At 44.9% G+C, this 17,172-nt stretch carries 18 protein-coding genes; 5 read left to right on the plus strand and 13 right to left on the minus strand.

Annotated features, from left to right (window positions below):
* Positions 1-82 precede the first annotated feature (82 nt).
* Positions 83-568: an acetolactate synthase small subunit gene (gene ilvN / locus G7035_RS01055; RefSeq protein ID WP_013370080.1), complete on the minus strand. Its 486-nt coding sequence runs from the start codon at positions 566-568 to the stop codon at positions 83-85.
* A 1-nt stretch (position 569) separates the two neighbouring features.
* On the minus strand, positions 570-2,315 hold the full coding sequence (gene ilvB, locus G7035_RS01060) for a biosynthetic-type acetolactate synthase large subunit (RefSeq protein ID WP_013370079.1): 1,746 nt from the start codon (positions 2,313-2,315) through the stop codon (positions 570-572).
* Between the two features lie 613 nt (positions 2,316-2,928).
* Between ilvB and G7035_RS01065 the strand changes: the two genes are divergently transcribed.
* Complete coding sequence (locus tag G7035_RS01065) at positions 2,929-3,369, plus strand: GNAT family N-acetyltransferase (RefSeq protein WP_013370078.1); 441 nt, start codon at positions 2,929-2,931, stop codon at positions 3,367-3,369.
* Between the two features lie 34 nt (positions 3,370-3,403).
* Here the strand turns inward: G7035_RS01065 and G7035_RS01070 are convergent, their stop codons facing one another.
* From G7035_RS01070 to G7035_RS01110, 9 genes are all read right to left on the minus strand, one after another.
* Positions 3,404-3,754 carry a hypothetical protein gene (locus G7035_RS01070; RefSeq protein ID WP_019686641.1) on the minus strand — a complete coding sequence of 117 codons (351 nt, stop codon included), beginning with the start codon at positions 3,752-3,754 and terminating at the stop codon, positions 3,404-3,406.
* 258 nt (positions 3,755-4,012) lie between these two features.
* Positions 4,013-4,972 (minus strand): ABC transporter permease, encoded by a 960-nt coding sequence (locus tag G7035_RS01075; protein ID WP_010349245.1) that lies wholly within the window; start codon positions 4,970-4,972, stop codon positions 4,013-4,015.
* 1 nt (position 4,973) lies between these two features.
* Complete coding sequence (locus G7035_RS01080) at positions 4,974-6,053, minus strand: ABC transporter permease (RefSeq protein ID WP_016820564.1); 1,080 nt, start codon at positions 6,051-6,053, stop codon at positions 4,974-4,976.
* Positions 6,046-7,584, minus strand: coding sequence for an ABC transporter ATP-binding protein (locus G7035_RS01085; protein ID WP_025364391.1), 1,539 nt, complete (start codon positions 7,582-7,584; stop codon positions 6,046-6,048). Before G7035_RS01085 ends, G7035_RS01080 begins: the two co-directional genes overlap by 8 nt.
* 137 nt (positions 7,585-7,721) lie before the next feature.
* The gene (locus tag G7035_RS01090; protein WP_016820568.1) at positions 7,722-8,759 is read right to left on the minus strand and encodes a BMP family lipoprotein; all 1,038 of its coding nucleotides are present in this window, start codon (positions 8,757-8,759) and stop codon (positions 7,722-7,724) included.
* 367 nt (positions 8,760-9,126) lie between these two features.
* A complete protein-coding gene (gene rplT / locus G7035_RS01095) occupies positions 9,127-9,486 on the minus strand; it encodes a 50S ribosomal protein L20 (protein WP_007429517.1) in 360 nt (119 codons plus the stop codon).
* Between the two features lie 52 nt (positions 9,487-9,538).
* A complete protein-coding gene (gene rpmI, locus G7035_RS01100; protein ID WP_007429516.1) occupies positions 9,539-9,739 on the minus strand; it encodes a 50S ribosomal protein L35 in 201 nt (66 codons plus the stop codon).
* Between the two features lie 20 nt (positions 9,740-9,759).
* Positions 9,760-10,257, minus strand: a complete 498-nt coding sequence (gene infC / locus G7035_RS01105) for a translation initiation factor IF-3 (RefSeq protein ID WP_007429515.1) — start codon at positions 10,255-10,257, stop codon at positions 9,760-9,762.
* A gap of 320 nt (positions 10,258-10,577) precedes the next feature.
* Positions 10,578-11,816 (minus strand): glycosyltransferase family 2 protein, encoded by a 1,239-nt coding sequence (locus G7035_RS01110; RefSeq protein ID WP_017426627.1) that lies wholly within the window; start codon positions 11,814-11,816, stop codon positions 10,578-10,580.
* A gap of 600 nt (positions 11,817-12,416) precedes the next feature.
* Between G7035_RS01110 and G7035_RS01115 the strand changes: the two genes are divergently transcribed.
* Positions 12,417-12,944, plus strand: a complete 528-nt coding sequence (locus tag G7035_RS01115) for a phosphatase PAP2 family protein (protein ID WP_013370069.1) — start codon at positions 12,417-12,419, stop codon at positions 12,942-12,944.
* Between the two features lie 51 nt (positions 12,945-12,995).
* Positions 12,996-14,129 (plus strand): MGDG synthase family glycosyltransferase, encoded by a 1,134-nt coding sequence (locus tag G7035_RS01120; RefSeq protein WP_404925993.1) that lies wholly within the window; start codon positions 12,996-12,998, stop codon positions 14,127-14,129.
* Positions 14,130-14,173: 44 nt separating this feature from the next.
* Here the strand turns inward: G7035_RS01120 and trmB are convergent, their stop codons facing one another.
* Together trmB and G7035_RS01130 are read right to left on the minus strand one after the other, a co-directional pair.
* Positions 14,174-14,887 carry a tRNA (guanosine(46)-N7)-methyltransferase TrmB gene (gene trmB, locus G7035_RS01125; RefSeq protein WP_019686640.1) on the minus strand — a complete coding sequence of 238 codons (714 nt, stop codon included), beginning with the start codon at positions 14,885-14,887 and terminating at the stop codon, positions 14,174-14,176.
* A gap of 104 nt (positions 14,888-14,991) precedes the next feature.
* Positions 14,992-15,189: a hypothetical protein gene (locus G7035_RS01130; protein WP_013370066.1), complete on the minus strand. Its 198-nt coding sequence runs from the start codon at positions 15,187-15,189 to the stop codon at positions 14,992-14,994.
* Between the two features lie 307 nt (positions 15,190-15,496).
* Here G7035_RS01130 and mnmL point away from each other — a divergent pair, with 307 nt between their 5' ends.
* Entirely contained in the window at positions 15,497-16,450 is a 954-nt protein-coding gene (gene mnmL, locus G7035_RS01135) for a tRNA modification radical SAM protein MnmL/YtqA (RefSeq protein ID WP_196478889.1), read from the plus strand.
* Entirely contained in the window at positions 16,451-17,032 is a 582-nt protein-coding gene (gene mnmM / locus G7035_RS01140; protein WP_019686639.1) for a tRNA 5-(aminomethyl)-2-thiouridylate-methyltransferase MnmM, read from the plus strand.
* Positions 17,033-17,172: the final 140 nt, after the last annotated feature.

The following is a 17,172-nucleotide window of genomic DNA, read 5'->3' on the forward strand; positions in this document are numbered from 1 at the left end:
ATCTCTTCGAGCACCCGCTCTTATGCGGGCGGTTCTTTAATGATGTAATGCGCTATAAGCGGTAAATCGTTAAAGCTTCATATTATGCATTGCCACGTATCATAGCTGTAACCCCGGTTCGGGTCAACTCGCGAATACCATAAGGCTTCAGCAATTCGATCATTGCATCAATTTTTTCGGTATCGCCAATGACCTGAACAATTAAGCTCGTCGTTCCAACATCAATTACAGCTGCTCTGAACGTTTCTACCACGCCCATAATTTCTGGTCGCTGGGGCGGTTCAGCCTTTACCTTAATCATTGCCAATTCCCGAGCAACCATCGGCTTGGAACTGAGATCAATGACCTTGATCACATCAACCAGCTTGTAAAGCTGCTTTTCAATCTGCTCCAGGTTGTTCTCATCTCCTACAGTCACAATGACCATACGGGATAATCCAACTTCCTCCGATTGACCCACAGTTATGCTTTCAATGTTGAAGCCACGGCGACCAAACAGTCCAGATACACGTTGCAAAACGCCGGGATGATCATTTACCAGTACAGCAATGGTATTTTTTGTCGTCATTTTACTCGTCCCCCATCAGCATTTGATCAATTGTCGAACCTTGCGTCACCATCGGATATACATTCTCTTCCTTGCTGACTACAAACTCGACAACGACCGGTCCGGGTGTATCAAGCGCCTCCTGCCAAGCCCGACGTGCTTCTTCCTTATTCGTAGCACGCAGTCCTTTGACACCGTATGCTTCGGCCAGTTTCACAAAATCCGGGCTTCCAGCCAGGTCAATGTGACTGTACCGATTGTTATAGATCAATTCCTGCCATTGGCGAACCATTCCAAGTACCTGGTTGTTGATGATTACGATTTTGACCGGAATGTTATTGATTGCACAGATGGCTAATTCCTGCGAACACATCTGCATGCCGCCGTCTCCGTTAATCGATATTACCAATCTGTCAGGATTGGCCATCTGAGCGCCGATGGCAGAAGGGAAACCAAATCCCATCGTACCCAGTCCACCGGAGGTGACCCATGAACGTGGCTGATTGAATTTGTAATACTGTGCTGCCCACATTTGATGCTGTCCTACGTCCGTCGTAACGATTGCTCCGCCCTTGGTCGTTTTATCCAACAATTCAATAACCCATTGTGGTTTAAGCACTGTTTCAGAATCCTTATAAGAAAAAGGTTTCGCAGCTTTCCATTGCTGAATTTGCGCTCTCCATGCATCTGCCAGATCCGCGCGTTTCACATCCTGATTCAGCAATTCCAATACTGCCTTCACGTCGCCTACGATTGGAATATCCGCGGCAACATTTTTTCCGATTTCAGCAGGATCGATATCAATGTGTACAATTTTGGCTTGAGGAGCAAATCCATCCAACTTGCCTGTCACCCGATCATCAAAGCGGGCACCAATACAGATCAGCAAATCCGACTGTTGAATCGCCTGATTGGAAGTGTATGTTCCGTGCATTCCCGGCATCCCTGTCCAGAGCTCATGTCCACTTGGGAATCCTCCCAAACCAAGCAATGTTGTTGCAATCGGAATTTCCGTTTTACGAACAAATTCGTAAAGTGCTTCATGTCCACCGGAGTATACAACTCCTCCACCTGCCAGAATGAATGGACGTTCTGCTTCGGCGATAGCTTGAGTCAGCTTGTCTAGTTGAATTTTGTTGGGCAACACATTCGGGTTGTAACCCCGCATGGTCACAGGTTCCGTCTGTGGAACAAACAACGTCTGGGCTGCGGAGACATCCTTCGGAATATCAATCAGTACTGGTCCTTTTCTACCTGTATTGGCAATATGAAATGCCTCATGGATGATTCGCGGCAGATCCTCTACATCTCTCACCAGATAGCTGTGTTTCGTAATCGGCATTGTAATTCCCGTGATATCAGCTTCCTGGAAAGCATCTGTACCGATCAGGGAAGATACAACATTACCCGTGATGACCACCAACGGCACCGAATCCATATAAGCTGTCGCTATGCCAGTTACCAGGTTTGTCGCTCCAGGTCCGGAAGTCGCGATACAGACACCAACTTTACCGCTTGCCCGTGCATAACCATCTGCCGCATGAATAGCTCCCTGCTCATGACGAGTGAGGACATGCTTGAAATCCTTGAAGCCGTACATGGCATCATAGATATAAAGCACTGCACCACCTGGATATCCAAAGACACACTCTACTCCCTCCAGCAAAAGGCTACGGAGTAAAATTTCCGAACCTGTAATCACCTCAGGCTTCATCCACTTTTGACGTAATTCATCGGTTGACCTAACTTCAGGAATTTGTGCACTCATTGGTCATCCTCCTTTACAAAATTTACATACAGCTGACATTTGTAAAAACAAAAAAACCTTTCATCCCTAGAACAGACTTGCTGTTACTGAGGGACGAAAGGCTGTAGCTTCCGTGGTACCACCCGTGTTTGCCCGATATTTCGCAATATCGAACCTTGGCAGGTACAGAAATCACAAAGGATCTCCATATCTGGCGTCTGTAACGTAGACCGTACGATTTTCCCTAATAGGCGATTCGGCGCACCGTTAATATCATGGGGCCCGAATACTTTTCAGGAAAACAGCTCCAAGGTGAGCTCGTTAAAAAGGGATTTTGGTGAAGCTTGCAGCTAATGCCTCACTCTCTGAACAAAAGAGCCCTAATCACTTCGTCCTCTTCATTGCCGTTGTGTTCATGTCATTCTTTCAAATGTTTAGACACATTATATGTCCCCCATCTGGGATAGTCAATACCCAGATTTCATAAAAATTTATGTTTCTCTGCTTAAGCCCCTCTGAGCCGCACGCTTGTAAGAGGTACCCGCATATGATAAAAAAGACCGCACAGTGAGACTTTGTACTCCTCCAAAGCCATGACATATCTTGTTAAAAGGGTAAAAAAGGAGGCCCGTTTATGATTCGCAAACGATGCGCCCAAGATGACAACATGATCTTTCGTCTAATCGAGCAAGAGCTTGTCCCTCTATCGCATTTAAGTGCCCAAGAAATGGATCAAATACGTAAAGAATTACCCCGGCGCTTAAACCGGGGCATCACTTTTGTAGCTTGCAGACCGGATAATGCACAGGTTGTTGGCTTCATTCATGTTATGCTGCATGGAGAACTATTATACATTGATTTGATCGCAATTTCTTCGGCTCATCAAGGTAAAAGATACGGAAAAAAGTTGCTGGAGTATGCCGAGCAATACGGCAGACTGCGACGTTGCAAGCGGGCTAAAGTGATGGTGGACGAAGACAATGTGCGAGGGATCCATTTTTATCTACGCCATCAATACCACATGCTACGATATGTGGCTCTAAGCCGATGTCACGAACTCGAAAAGTCACTGTGAAAAGTATGGTTTTCAGGGTCGTGATTTTGTAAAACTAAAAAAAGTTAGGGTAAAAAGGATAGCCTACCCCTGGGTAGCCCCCGTCTGTGTACGGTCCATACTGTGGACCATATCCTGGCCCTCCATAGCCTGGTCCTCCATAACCTGGACCGTAGCCACCGTAGGCACCCACGTATGGAGCTGTGCCAATGGCAAGCAAATCAAAAAGCACCAGAGGAATAATCGCCTTCGTGTTTACTTTTTTCTTACGGTTTGGTTGGAGAATCAGTCGGTTACCTGAAATGCGAATCAGCTTGCCACTGACCCGGGAGCCATCCTTACGTATAGCGAAGATGACTTTGCCGACAAGCTTCTCCACCTGCTTTCTGGTTACTGCCTGTTTCATCGTATTTCCTCCTTCTTTCTCAACGGATGGACAGATTGAACGGCTCCTTGATAGCTTACCACCACCACAAAATAGACTGGAGCTGACAGGGGCCGAGCGTCCGTCCAATCTGCATAGCACAGTCTATTCCATTCAAGCCATAAGCGTATGTTTAAATGCCTGCACAATGTAAAAAAATCTGGTACCTGCACATGCAGATACCAGATTTTCATATACACCAATATGTGTATTTAAAAACATTCAGTTGTCTATGAGTCATTAACGCTTGCTTGGATCATACAGTTGACCCAAAGCGGCCGGAGCGCGTGAACGTCCAACTGCCGCTACCAGCACAATAATTGTCAGGAGATACGGCAACATAAAAATAATTTCCTGGGGAATACTTTGCGACCATGCAAACAACTGCACATAGTTGCGAATTGCTTGTGAAAAACCGAAAAACACTGCCGCTCCAAAAGCACCGAGCGGATTCCATTTACCGAAAATCATAGCCGCAATAGCAATATAGCCCTGCCCTGAAACGGTATTATGTGAGAACATATTGGTTGTAGTCAAAGTGATCGTAGCTCCACCAATCCCAGCCAACGCACCACTAATCATAACACCGATATAACGAAGGCGATTGACCTTGATCCCCACGGTATCGGCTGCACCCGGATGCTCCCCTACTGAACGCAAACGCAAGCCAAACGGAGTTTTATACAAAGTAAAGTAGCCGATAATAACTAATAGAATAGCTAGATATGTCGTTGGATAGGCTTGGAAGAATGCTTTTCCTGCAATCGGAATATCCACAAGATAAGGAATGGATATCTCGTTAAAACCTTGAATTCGACCGGTGTCCCCATCACCCTCAAATAACAGCTTAACCATGTAAAGTGTACTACCTGCTGCCAAGAAGTTAATGACAATCCCGCTGATTACCTGATCAGCCTTGAATGTAATAGAGGCTACAGCATGAATTAGCGAAACCAGAATACCGAACACCGCAGCTGACAGCACACCTACCCAAGCCGCAGAGGTGCCACCTAATCCTGCTTGCTCAGCATAAAATCCGCCCACACCTGCCGCAAACGCGCCAAACACCATAAGACCTTCCAGTCCAAGATTCGTTACACCGGATTTTTCCGAAAAAACTCCGCCAAGAGACGCAAAAATAATCGCCGTCGCAAAAACGAGCGTTGTATGGATTAATTCACCAAGTGTTAACCAACTCATTTTACAACACCTTCTCTTTCTTCCGCTTGGAGTAGAGCGGCTTCACAACCCAACGCACAATACCTTGGGCCGCAATGAAGAAAATAATCGAGCCAATAACTACCCGGATAATTTCTGGCGGTACATCCGCGCTAAAGCTCATTCCCGCAGAACCATACGTGAGCGTTCCGAACAAAACAGAACCGAGCAACACACCGAACGGATTATTCATCCCGATCAAAGACACAGCGATACCGTCAAAGCCGGTTCCTGGTGATCCTGCCATGACAGATTGATAATGGAAAACCCCCAGCACCTCAAAGGCACCAGCCAATCCGGCAAAAACACCACTAATAAACATCGCTTTTATGATATTACGATTTACATTCATACCTGCATAGCGGGATGCATCCTGATTAAATCCGACAGCGCGAAGCTCATAGCCCTGCTTTGTTTTCCACATGAAAATATAGAAAAACACTGCCGCCAGCACAGCAATAACTGTGCCCCAATGAACCCGAGCATTCCCCATCATCTGGGACAGCCAATCAATGGAAATAGAAGCGGAAGGTTGGATATCCACAGAGCGATTTTCGCCTTCCATAAGTGCGAACTGATTAATTACCAAATTAGCCAAATACAGACCGATCCAGTTCATCATAATACATGTAATAACTTCGTTCACGCCTCGCTTGGCCTTCAAATAGCCAGCAATCGCAGCCCACAAGCCTCCGAAAACAGCTCCTGCGATCACAGCCAGCGGTGCATGAAGGATAGCAGGCAGCCCATGAAGTTTGATACCTACAATCGAAGCAGCTGTCATACCGACCAAAAACTGACCTTCGCCACCGATGTTAAACAACCCGGCACGAGCCGCAAAAGCAAATGCCAAGCCTGTTAAAATCAACGGTGTCATCTCACGGATCGCTTCGCCAAAATTGTAGGAATCTCCGTACACACGGCTAAACAAAGCGGAATAAGCCACAATAGGATCATACCCGCCAATCAACATCACGATAGCACCCAGAATGAGGCCTAGAATAATAGAGACCAGAGCCAGAACAAAGGAGTCTTTTGTGAATATTTTCAATAGGTTAGCCATTCTCTACTCCTTTCTTCACTGCACTTCCTGCCATCATTAGCCCCAGTTCCTGGTCATTCGTTTCTTCAGGCAGCACTTCCCCGACAATCTTACCCTCATAAATAACAGCAATTCGATCGGATACATTCATAATCTCGTCCAGCTCAAAAGAAATGAGCAGTACCGCTTTACCTTGATCCCGCTGAGCAATCAGTTGCTTCTGGACAAATTCAATAGCTCCAACATCCAGCCCGCGTGTAGGCTGCGCCGCAATGAGAAGGTCTGGGTTTTTATCAATTTCACGCGCTATGATTGCCTTTTGCTGATTTCCACCAGATAGCGATCTTGCCTTGGTATGAATATCTGGTGTTCTAACATCAAACTTCTCAATAAGACTTTTTGCCTGTTTTTCTATAGCGTCCTTGTTCAAGAAGCCATTTTTACTGTAAGGAGCCTGATAATACGTCTCCAGCACCATATTTTCACTCATGGAAAAATCGAGCACCAACCCATGCTTATGGCGATCCTCTGGTATATGTGAAACGCCTGCCTCTGAAATTTTGCGCGGTGGCTGATTTGCCAGTTCTGTTCCGAGCAAACGGATACTCCCGCTATCCACCTTGCGCAAGCCTGTCAAAGCTTCTATTAGCTCACTCTGTCCATTGCCGTCTACTCCGGCAATCCCCAAAATCTCGCCGGCCTTGACCTGCAGGTTCAATTCATTCAGAACATGAATGCCATCCTTGTTTTTAGAAATTACTTTGTTCATTTCCAGTACAGTTTGTCCTGGTTGAGCAAGCTTCTTATCCACTTTAAAGGACACACGACGGCCCACCATTTTCTCAGCCAACTCATTTGGTGTTGTTTCAGATGTTTTGACCGTGTCAATAACTTTACCTCGGCGAATAATCGTAACCGTATCTGCAATTTGCATAATTTCTTTGAGTTTATGAGTGATAAGAATAATTGATTTGCCTTCAGCTACTAAGCGCTTCATAATGTCCAGCAACTCAGAGATTTCCTGTGGTGTCAGCACCGCTGTTGGCTCATCAAAAATTAGAATATCTGCACCGCGATAAAGCGTTTTGATAATTTCCACACGCTGTTGCATACCAACAGATATATCCTCAATTTTGGCATTCGGATTTACCTGAAGTCCGTATTGTTCAGACAACCGCTGTACTTCTGCGGCAGCCTTTTTATAATTGATTTTCAGACCTTTACGTGGCTCCGACCCAAGGACAATATTTTCGGTTACGGTAAACGGCTGTACGAGCTTAAAATGCTGATGCACCATGCCGATCCCCAGATCAATTGCCTTATTTGGACTATCAATCTGTACGGGGTTCCCTCCCATTTCAATGGTCCCTTCATCCGGCTGATACAGTCCGAAAAGAATATTCATAAGCGTAGATTTGCCCGCGCCATTCTCACCCAAAAGGGCGTGAATTTCTCCTTTATGCAGCTTGATGCTGATGGAGTCGTTGGCAACGATGCCGGGGAATCGTTTTGTAATTTGCTTTAACTCAACGACGGGGGTCGCTGCATCCATGAGATCACCCTTATACACTTTATAGTATGTGCTCCAATGAGCTGATTTTGACCGTTATAATCTTATAACTCCAGACGTAAGAACAAGGCTAGTCTTATGAACCAGCCTTGTTGCCACCTTTATGTTCTTCACCTAACTTATTTCGAAGGAACTGTAATTTCGCCTTTAATGATTTTTTGCTTGTATTGTTCTACAAGATCAAGCACGTCTTTAGGAACGTTTTTCGTAGATGTATCTGCCAAACCAATTCCGTTATCCTTCAGAGCCAGTGTTTCGACACCGCCCTTAAACTTACCGTCAATTACTTCTTGGGATACGCGTTTTACTGCTTCATCTACGCGTTTTACCATCGACGTTAATGTTACTTCATCACCAAACTCAAGGGATTGGTCTTTATCTACGCCGATAACCCATACTTGCTGACCTTGCTGCTTACGTGCAAGTGCTTCGTTAAATACGCCTGTTCCTGATCCGCCAGCTGCATGGAAAATAATATCTGCACCATCGTTGTAGATCGTTGCTGCTGCAGCTTTACCTAAATCCGGCTTATCAAACGCACCCGTATAGTTCACAATCAGTTGTGCTTTTGGATTTACAGCCTTAATCCCTGCTTCAAACCCTTTTTCAAAACGTTTGATCAACGGGCTGTCTTGTCCACCCACAAAACCAATTTTGTTTGTTTTAGTAAGCTTACCAGCTACAACCCCTACCAGGAAGGAACCTTCATTTTCAGCAAATACAACCGATTTGACATTAGGCGCATCCACAACACTGTCAATGATCGCCAAATTTTTGTTCGGATTGTCTTTTGCTACTTGTCCAATCGCATTCGCCAGATTAAAACCGATACCCCAAGTCAGGTTAAAATCACCTTTAACGAATTGGTTCAGGTTAGGAATATAATCTTGGTCGGATTTACTTTGCAGGTATTTAACTTTAACGCCTGATTCTTTCTCAATAGCTTGAAGTGCCTCCCAAGCAGATTGGTTAAACGATTTGTCGTTTACTCCGCCCACATCTGTAACCATGCCAAGTTGGACATTTGATGTTTTGGCAGAACCGCCTGCTTCTCCACCATTTGCATTGGAAGCACCTTGATTTTTGTTACCGCAGCCTGCGAGAATGACCGAGATCGCCAGCAGCATAACCAAAGACATACTAAACAATTTCTTCATGCTGATACTGTTCCCCCTTAGTGTTAGATCCCTGGACTGTCTCTTTTCTTTAGAAAATGTATTTCATTTTCATGTCATTTACTGACGAGACAGATCGTACAGAAGACTTACTTTAGAGATTATACAATTATGATCGGCTAAAATCTAGACAATTAATAACCTTGGGTCAATTTTTTTTAGAATTTCAAAAATGTAAGCGTTACAAAGTTAAAAAAACCATACATTCTATCATCATACGTCATATTTATTCGTATTTTGAAGAAAATGAAGTCTTTTTTAATGTTAAGTATGTACAAAAAAAGGCGTCCCTACACAGCGTACTGCTCGGGACACCTTTGTTACCACTTCCGTGGTTTTCACGCCTTAATTAAGCGTTGATTTTACCTTTAGCAACAGTTGCCAAAGAGTTGAATGCATTAATATCATTGACTGCAAGATCAGCCAAGATTTTACGGTTAATGTCTACACCAGCCAATTTCAGACCGTGCATCAATTTGCTGTAAGACAAACCATTCAAACGAGCTGCTGCGTTGATACGCACGATCCACAGTCTGCGGAAGTTACGTTTCGTCTGACGACGGTCACGGTATGCGTAAACAAGCGATTTCATTACCTGCTCGTTAGCTGTTTTAAAAATGCGGTGTTTGGAACCAAAATAACCTTTAGCAAGCTTCAATACTTTTTTATGACGACGACGAACGACGAATCCGCCCTTTACTCTTGCCATATCAAAAGACCTCCCAAATAATGTTTATACTTTATTTATTGCCGTGCTTATGCTATTTCAGGTTAGCAAGACCTTGTTTCAAACGTCTAACGTCCCCAGGTGCCATCTCAGGGTTAGTACCCAGAACGCGTTTTGCACGTTTGGATTTGTGGGAAAGCAAGTGGTTTCTGTAAGCTTTGTAACGCGTCACTTTACCAGTACCGGTAATTTTGAAGCGGCCTTTAAGGCTGCTATGTGTTTTCATTTTTGGCATTGAACTTCCTCCTTAATTTGTCATTGACTCTTTGGAGCCAATATCATAATCATGCTGCGTCCTTCGAGCTTGGGTTGGCGCTCCACGGTACAAAGATCAGCAACTTCCGTTTTCACACGTTCGAGAATTTTTTGACCCACATTAGCATGGGTAATTTCGCGACCACGGAAACGAACAGAGCATTTCACCTTGTCCCCTTCATTCAGGAACTTCACCACATTGCGAAACTTGGTTTGGTAGTCATGTTCCTCGATGTTGGAACGGAACCATACCTCTTTGATGTCAACGATCTTCTGGTTTTTACGGGCTTCCTTTTCTTTCTTTTGTTGCTCATAGCGGAATTTTCCGTAATCCATAATCCGACACACGGGCGGCTTCGCTTGAGGCGCCACGTTCACGAGATCCAAGTTTGCGTCAATCGCCATTTGCAAAGCTTCACGAGTCGGTTTAATCCCGATTTGTTCCCCGTTTGCACCAACTAGACGCACTTCTCTCACTCGAATCTCATCATTGATCATATGTTCCTTACTAATAACCCTCCACCTCCAGAACCTGTTATTGTTGTATTGTGTTTAAGCACAAAAAAGGGATGACGACTATGCAGCCGACATCCCTGTCTGATACTCAATTCATCATGAAAGTTCAATTCACAAATCATTGGATCATGACCAGCCGGCAATACCGGACAGGTGAGAAGTCGGTCCTTCTACTTGTTAATCCATACTTTTCAATTAACATACTCAAATATCATATCATGTTACTACTGAGTCGTCAACACTTTTATAAAAACAGTTGAAGCCCAGCCTCTGTAGGACACAAAGTTTTACTTTATCGTCCATTAACCTTGCTTGCTCTGAACCTCTTCCAGACGAACGACACGCGTATGCTGGGTGTGACTCCATTGCTTGTTGTTCTGTGTAAAGAACGCATAGAACGTAATCGGATACCACGAAATCAGATAGACCGGGAACAGCAGCAAGTACAAATATACTTTTTTGAACGTGACCTTTTCCAAGATCATCGCGATCAAAAAGGTAACAATATTCAGCCCCACAGCCACAAAACCGGTCCAAGCAGGGAATTGTACGTAGATATTTTCAATATTGGGTCCACCAAATAATGCAATATCTACCCACATCGCTACTGTCATCAAGAAGGTAAACAGTACGATATACACGTTTAGACCATAAAGAGCCATATCGAATTTAATCAGGCTTCTATGCTTGATACTCTGCCACAGCAACGGGAAGAAATAACGACGAGCAACCGTAAAGTGACCTTGCATCCAGCGCAGACGCTGTCTGGACGAAGCTTTGAACGTCAACGGCTTCTCATCATAAACCTTGGCATCGTAATTAAATCTTGGATATACGTTGCGTTGTGTACAACGCATAGTGAATTCCAAATCCTCTACCAGACTTGTTGCACCCCAGCCCATTTCCTTGAGCAGATTTGTTTCAAAGCACATGCCTGTACCACCGAGGAAATTAGCCATATTCAGGTTATGACGTGACAACTGCCACAAACGGTTGATGTACCAATAAGATACCCCGTATGCGGCTGTGATCCAAGAGTCCTCAGGATTCTTAGTATCAATGTATCCCTGGATAACACGGGCGCCTGAGCACAAGTCATTGTTCATTTCGCTTAAGAAATTGGTATGCGCCAAATTGTCAGCATCAAACATGACAATGGCATCATATTGACGCGGCATAGCCCATAGCTCCTTGAGCATCCACTCAATAGCATAGCCTTTACCACGCAAATTCGGATTCGTACGTTCACATGCATTCATGCCGTGAGCACGAACGATGTCCGCTGTCTTATCTGTGCAGTTATCACAGATTACGAATACGTCGTACAGCTCCTTTGGATAGTCAAGCTGCTTGAGATTTTCCATCAATGCTCCGACAACTTGTTCTTCATTGTGGGCAGCGACTAAAATGGCAAATGATTTTTCTGGAGCCGCCTGCTCTTTCCTTTTCTTGCGAACCAATCCGAACAAGGAGAATGCAAACTGATAGACTGCGATCAACGCCAGTATAATCTGGAGCGTCACAAAAATAGCGTCTAACATGATCTCTTGTTACCCCCTTTTTATACCCCTTTAAAAATCTTGCGTTTGTCTGTTTTCTATCTGTGTAGCGCAAGTTGCGGCGCTTTGTGCGCCTTTTCTGTAGTTTTGACCCGACCCTTGCTTTCTTCTTTCGGCTCTGCGCAGCCCCCTTTTGGCTGACACAGGAATGCCATTACGATTTTCGTTGGTTTTCAATCTTTTGTCAAAGCCCCTAAACGGGTCTCAGCAGCAAAAAAACACGACAAATTCCCGTTTGAACCGAGAATGCGGCGCTGGACCTTTCATTCATGACGCTTAGGTCTTATTTTCATCCATTTGCTAACTTTTTATTTCTTTGGTCCCTCCTTTTTGTGGGCCAATTAGCAACCACTTCTAATCACTCTATCTTATTAGACGGATGAACGCAAAGAAAGTTATACAATACTGCTTATATTCCATTAACATTTTTGTGTAGAATTGAACCAGATAAGTGGTGATTCTTGAAATGAACAGCGTTTAAAAATATGATGAGAGCAAGAGAATAATTACTTAGATCTGATTCTGTCAAATTGATTCAAAATATTTGCCGACAGACCTGAACCGGCAACCGGAGGAAACCAAATGCAACGTCTAGTCGTAAAACTTGTAAATCTGGAGCAGCGATTGTTCAAATGGATCAACGGGCGCTTACACAACCGTTTTTTGAACTTTTGGCTGTACTATCTCACACATTTAGGCGGCGCTACCTTTACTATAGCCTCTACGCTTCTTATCTGGTGGCTCGCTCCGTATCCATGGAAAGATTCCGGCATGAAAGGAGCTATCGCTCTTGCGGTCAGTCACATCCCCGTGGCTATCGTTAAAAAGCTGTATCCGCGGATACGTCCGTACTTGGCGCTACCAGGTACGAATACATTTCGCAATCCCCTGTCGGATCATTCTTTTCCCTCAGGACACACGACCGCAATTTTTTCGGCTACCGTTCCTTTTATGCTGCAGTCACCCATGCTAGCACTGTTGCTGTTGCCTGTAGCGATAATTGTAGGTTTTTCTCGAATTTATCTGGGGCTTCACTATCCCACGGATGTACTTGCAGGAGCAGTCATCGGAACGTCTGCAGCAATAGGAACGGTTGCATTCTGGCCTTAAAGCCGATATGGTATGATTGAGAACATCCCAGCAGGAACAGGTGAAATGAGAGTGGCTAAAAAACGAGTGTTATTATTATCGGAAGGTTTCGGTGCCGGACATACTCAAGCTGCCTACGCGCTCTCAAGCAGCTTGCGGAAGCTTTCTCCGGATGTGCAGACAAGAGTGCTGGAGCTGGGGAGCTTTTTGAATCCGAGAATGGCCCCGCTCATTATTACAGCATACAAGAAGACTGTTGTATCGCAGCCTCGCCTAGTCGGATTGGTTTACCGTCATCAATACAAAAAATCATTAAACCGTCTTACAACGCTCGCTTTGCACCGTCTGTTCTACACACAGACCCGAAATATTCTTCGGCAGCTTCGTCCCGATTTGGTGGTATGTACTCACCCCATCCCAAGCGCGGTCATTTCACGTTTGAAGCGCTTAGGTCTACATGTCCCGCTGTGTACCGTCATAACAGACTACGATGCACATGGAACATGGATTAGTCCTGAGGTTGACCGGTACTTTGTATCTACGCCTGAAGTCATGCGTAAGCTGCGCGCGCGTGGAGTACCCGTATCAAAAATCCAGGTGACCGGCATTCCGGTGCATCCCAATTTTTGGGAACATCCAGGGCACGATGAAATCAGAGAACAATTTGGACTTAAACCCATCCCGACAGTACTTGTTATGGGCGGCGGCTGGGGGCTGATGAATGACGAATTTATACATCGTTCACTTACCGATTGGAGAGAAAAGATTCAATTTATTTTTTGTTTGGGGCATAATGATAAAATTCGTCGTAAAATGGAGCTAGATCCCCGGTTTAATCATCCAAATATTCATATTTTCGGATTCACACGGGAAATCGACAAATTAATGGAAGTATCGAATTTGCTCATTACCAAACCCGGCGGAATGACATGCACCGAGGGGTTGGCCAAAGGGATTCCGATGCTGTTTCACAAGCCTCTCCCTGGACAGGAGGAGGAAAATTGTCAGTATTTTACGGCTCAAGGCTTCGGAGAACCGATTACTTCGCTGGATGTTGTCGTTAAATGGATGAACCGGCTGCTATACGATTTTCCAGAAATCGTTCGCAAGCGACAGGAGCACATTCATAATATAGCGCGATATTATCCTCTTCAGAGCGCACAGAGTATTTTGGATATACTGGAACCAAACAGGGTGCTTTCCTAAAAGGAAGCACCCTGTCTTGTTCACTTTATTTATTTTGTCTGCTTTTACTTTCCGTATTTTTCAAGCCGTGTTTTTCCGTACTCTTCCAAAGCATCTTTACCAATCAGCACCTCGACGCGATGAATATTCATACCTTTACCCATGAACTTTTGTTCATATTCCGTCATGACATGCTCCTCATTGATTCCATCACGATGAAGGTTTAACGAAATATTCGTCATTTGCAGACCGCTGTCAGCGAATGAATTCAGAGAAAACTCAAACAATGTCTCCGAATCTGTCTTAAAATGAATTTGTCCTCTGCTATTCAAAAGCTGACGATACTTGTCCAAAAAACGCGGATGCGTCAAACGACGGCGAGCATGCTTGGCTTTAGGCCAGGGATCGCTAAAATTCAGATAAATGCGTTCTACTTCCCCTGTTTCGAAAACATTCTCGATCTGTTCGATGTTTGCCAGTGCCAATTTGATATTGGGCGGTGTAACAACCTCTGAATCACTCCAGGCCAGGCGGGACTTTTCCGTAGCACGGCGAACCAGCTCATCATACATATCAAATCCGATATAGTTAACCTCTGGATTTCGGTAGCTCATTTGGCTTATAAATTGCCCTTTACCCATACCAAATTCCACATGAATGGGGCGATCATTACCAAAAAGCTGCTGCCAATTCCCCTTATACTGTGATGGCTCCAAGATGACCAGATCTTGCTGTTCTTCCAGACTTTCACGTATTCCTTTTCTTCCGCGTAAACGCATGTTACTCCTCCATATGCTCTGTTATCAAGGAAAAAGGAATTCCACCCCCGCTTGAAGATACGGAAATGAAATTCCTTTTTCAATATATTTGGATTGGGGTCCAACTAGTTTAATTGTTCATAGTCTACCCCATCAGCAGGTGAAAAATCAATTGTCTTTTGGCAAGCGGCTCTGATTTTTTGACGTGCAGCCGTTCCAATCTGACGATCCTGCCCAAAACGGACACCAGTCAATGCTAACGCCTCATCAAAGGTTAACTCAACAGTAACTTTATCCATACGCGTCTTATCCTGCGTATTCATAAAAGATCACCTCACGGGTTATTTGTGATGGAACCGACGTGCACTTCCCCTAAAGCAGGCGATAGAAATAGCATAGCTGTCTCCCTGAAGAATAATCATTAGCGGCTGATAAGTTTTTATCTTCAGGATTAAAAACAGTCCTTTTATCATATGTCTGGTACCGCTTACAATATAACATATTGTGTAACCTTTTTCAATCCGGAAAGCGATAAAATCCGCACTTTTTAATGACTTTCTTGGTCAAGTGATTCCCATTTAAGATTGAATTTTGTTACAATAGGGTGATCGTAAAAAAAGGAGTCCTCCCATGAAAACAGATTTGTTGCCTGCTCCTCTCCTGTGGGGAGATAAACGGTTCCATACATGGAATTACGAAATGCGCGAGCAATTTCAAAATAAAGTGTTTAAAGTCATGCTGGATGCGGGTTTTACTTGTCCAAATCGCGATGGATCCATTGCCAAAGGGGGTTGTACCTTTTGTAGTGCACGCGGCTCAGGTGATTTTGCCGGACGTCGCCGCGATGATTTGGTCACCCAGTTCAATACGATTCGGGATCGCCAGCATTTAAAATGGCCCAATGCTAAATATATTGGCTATTTTCAAGCCTACACCAATACGTATGCCCCGGTTGAGGAACTACGAGAATATTTCGAGGTTATTTTGGAACAGCCCGGTGTTGTCGGTCTGTCCATCGCTACACGTCCCGATTGCCTGCCTGATGATGTAGTCGATTATCTAGCCGAGCTGAACGAACGCACGTACCTGTGGGTCGAAATGGGCCTGCAAACTGTCCATGAATCGACCTCTGAGCTGATTAATCGTGCTCATGATACTCAGTGCTATCTGGATGCTGTAGAAAAGCTACGTAAGCGGAATATCCGTGTGTGCGCCCATATCATTTATGGTCTACCGCAGGAGACGCATGAAATGATGCTCGATACAGGACGTGCAGTAGCTGCTATGGATGTGCAGGGCATCAAAATCCATCTCCTGCATCTCATGCGTAAAACGCCAATGGTCAAGCAGTACGAAGCCGGATTGCTACGCTTTCTGGAAAAGGACGAGTACATTAAGCTCATTGTAGATACCCTGGAGTTTTTACCCCCTGAAATGATCGTTCATCGGTTGACCGGAGATGCACCACGTGATTTACTGATGGGGCCTATGTGGTCGCTTAAAAAATGGGAAGTGCTTAACGGCATTGATAATGAACTAAAATCACGTGTAACGTGGCAGGGAAAATACTGGAGGAAATCTTAAATGGGATTCCTGTCTGTTCTGAGCTATGCTCATCAATTAGTAGCTGCGCGGGTGCAGCCAGGCGATACTGCTATAGACGCCACTGTCGGCACAGGAGCCGATACGTTGTTTCTGGCTAAAGCTGCTGGCAAACGGGGCCGCGTCTATGGGTTCGATATCCAGCAGGCAGCTTTGGATTACGCTCGTCGTCGGCTAGAAGAAGATACTTCCTCTTCATTAGCAGAAGTATCACTATTGCTGCAAGGCCATGAGCAAATGCGGGAGGCCGTTCCAGATCTGCTGCATGGTAAAGTGGCTGCTGTCATGTTTAACCTTGGCTACTTGCCGTCCGAAGGCGCCGATCTTACGGTTATCACACATACAGACAGCACGCTCGTCGCACTTGAAGCTGCCTTGCATTTGCTGCGCCCGCGCGGTATTTTGTCTGCCGTATTATATCCAGGACACGCCGGAGGCAGGGAAGAAGCGGAAGCGGTTCTTCAATGGGCTTCTGCCCTCCCAGTCTCCAGCGGTCAAAGCATTATTTACCGTCAATTACAACGAGACGCTTCGCCTTACGTAGTCGCGGTTGAAAAGAAATAATGTCGGGTTGTTAAACTCGCATATTTGGTAATGAGCGACTTTCTTAGCCGCCTTACATATATTTTTAGCGCCATATGGGTCTATTCATCCTGGTCTATTGCCCAGCGGCACGTTTTGATTGCCTGATTCTGTTAGATCGT

This window comes from Paenibacillus polymyxa, assembly GCF_015710975.1.
GTDB lineage: Bacteria > Bacillota > Bacilli > Paenibacillales > Paenibacillaceae > Paenibacillus > Paenibacillus polymyxa.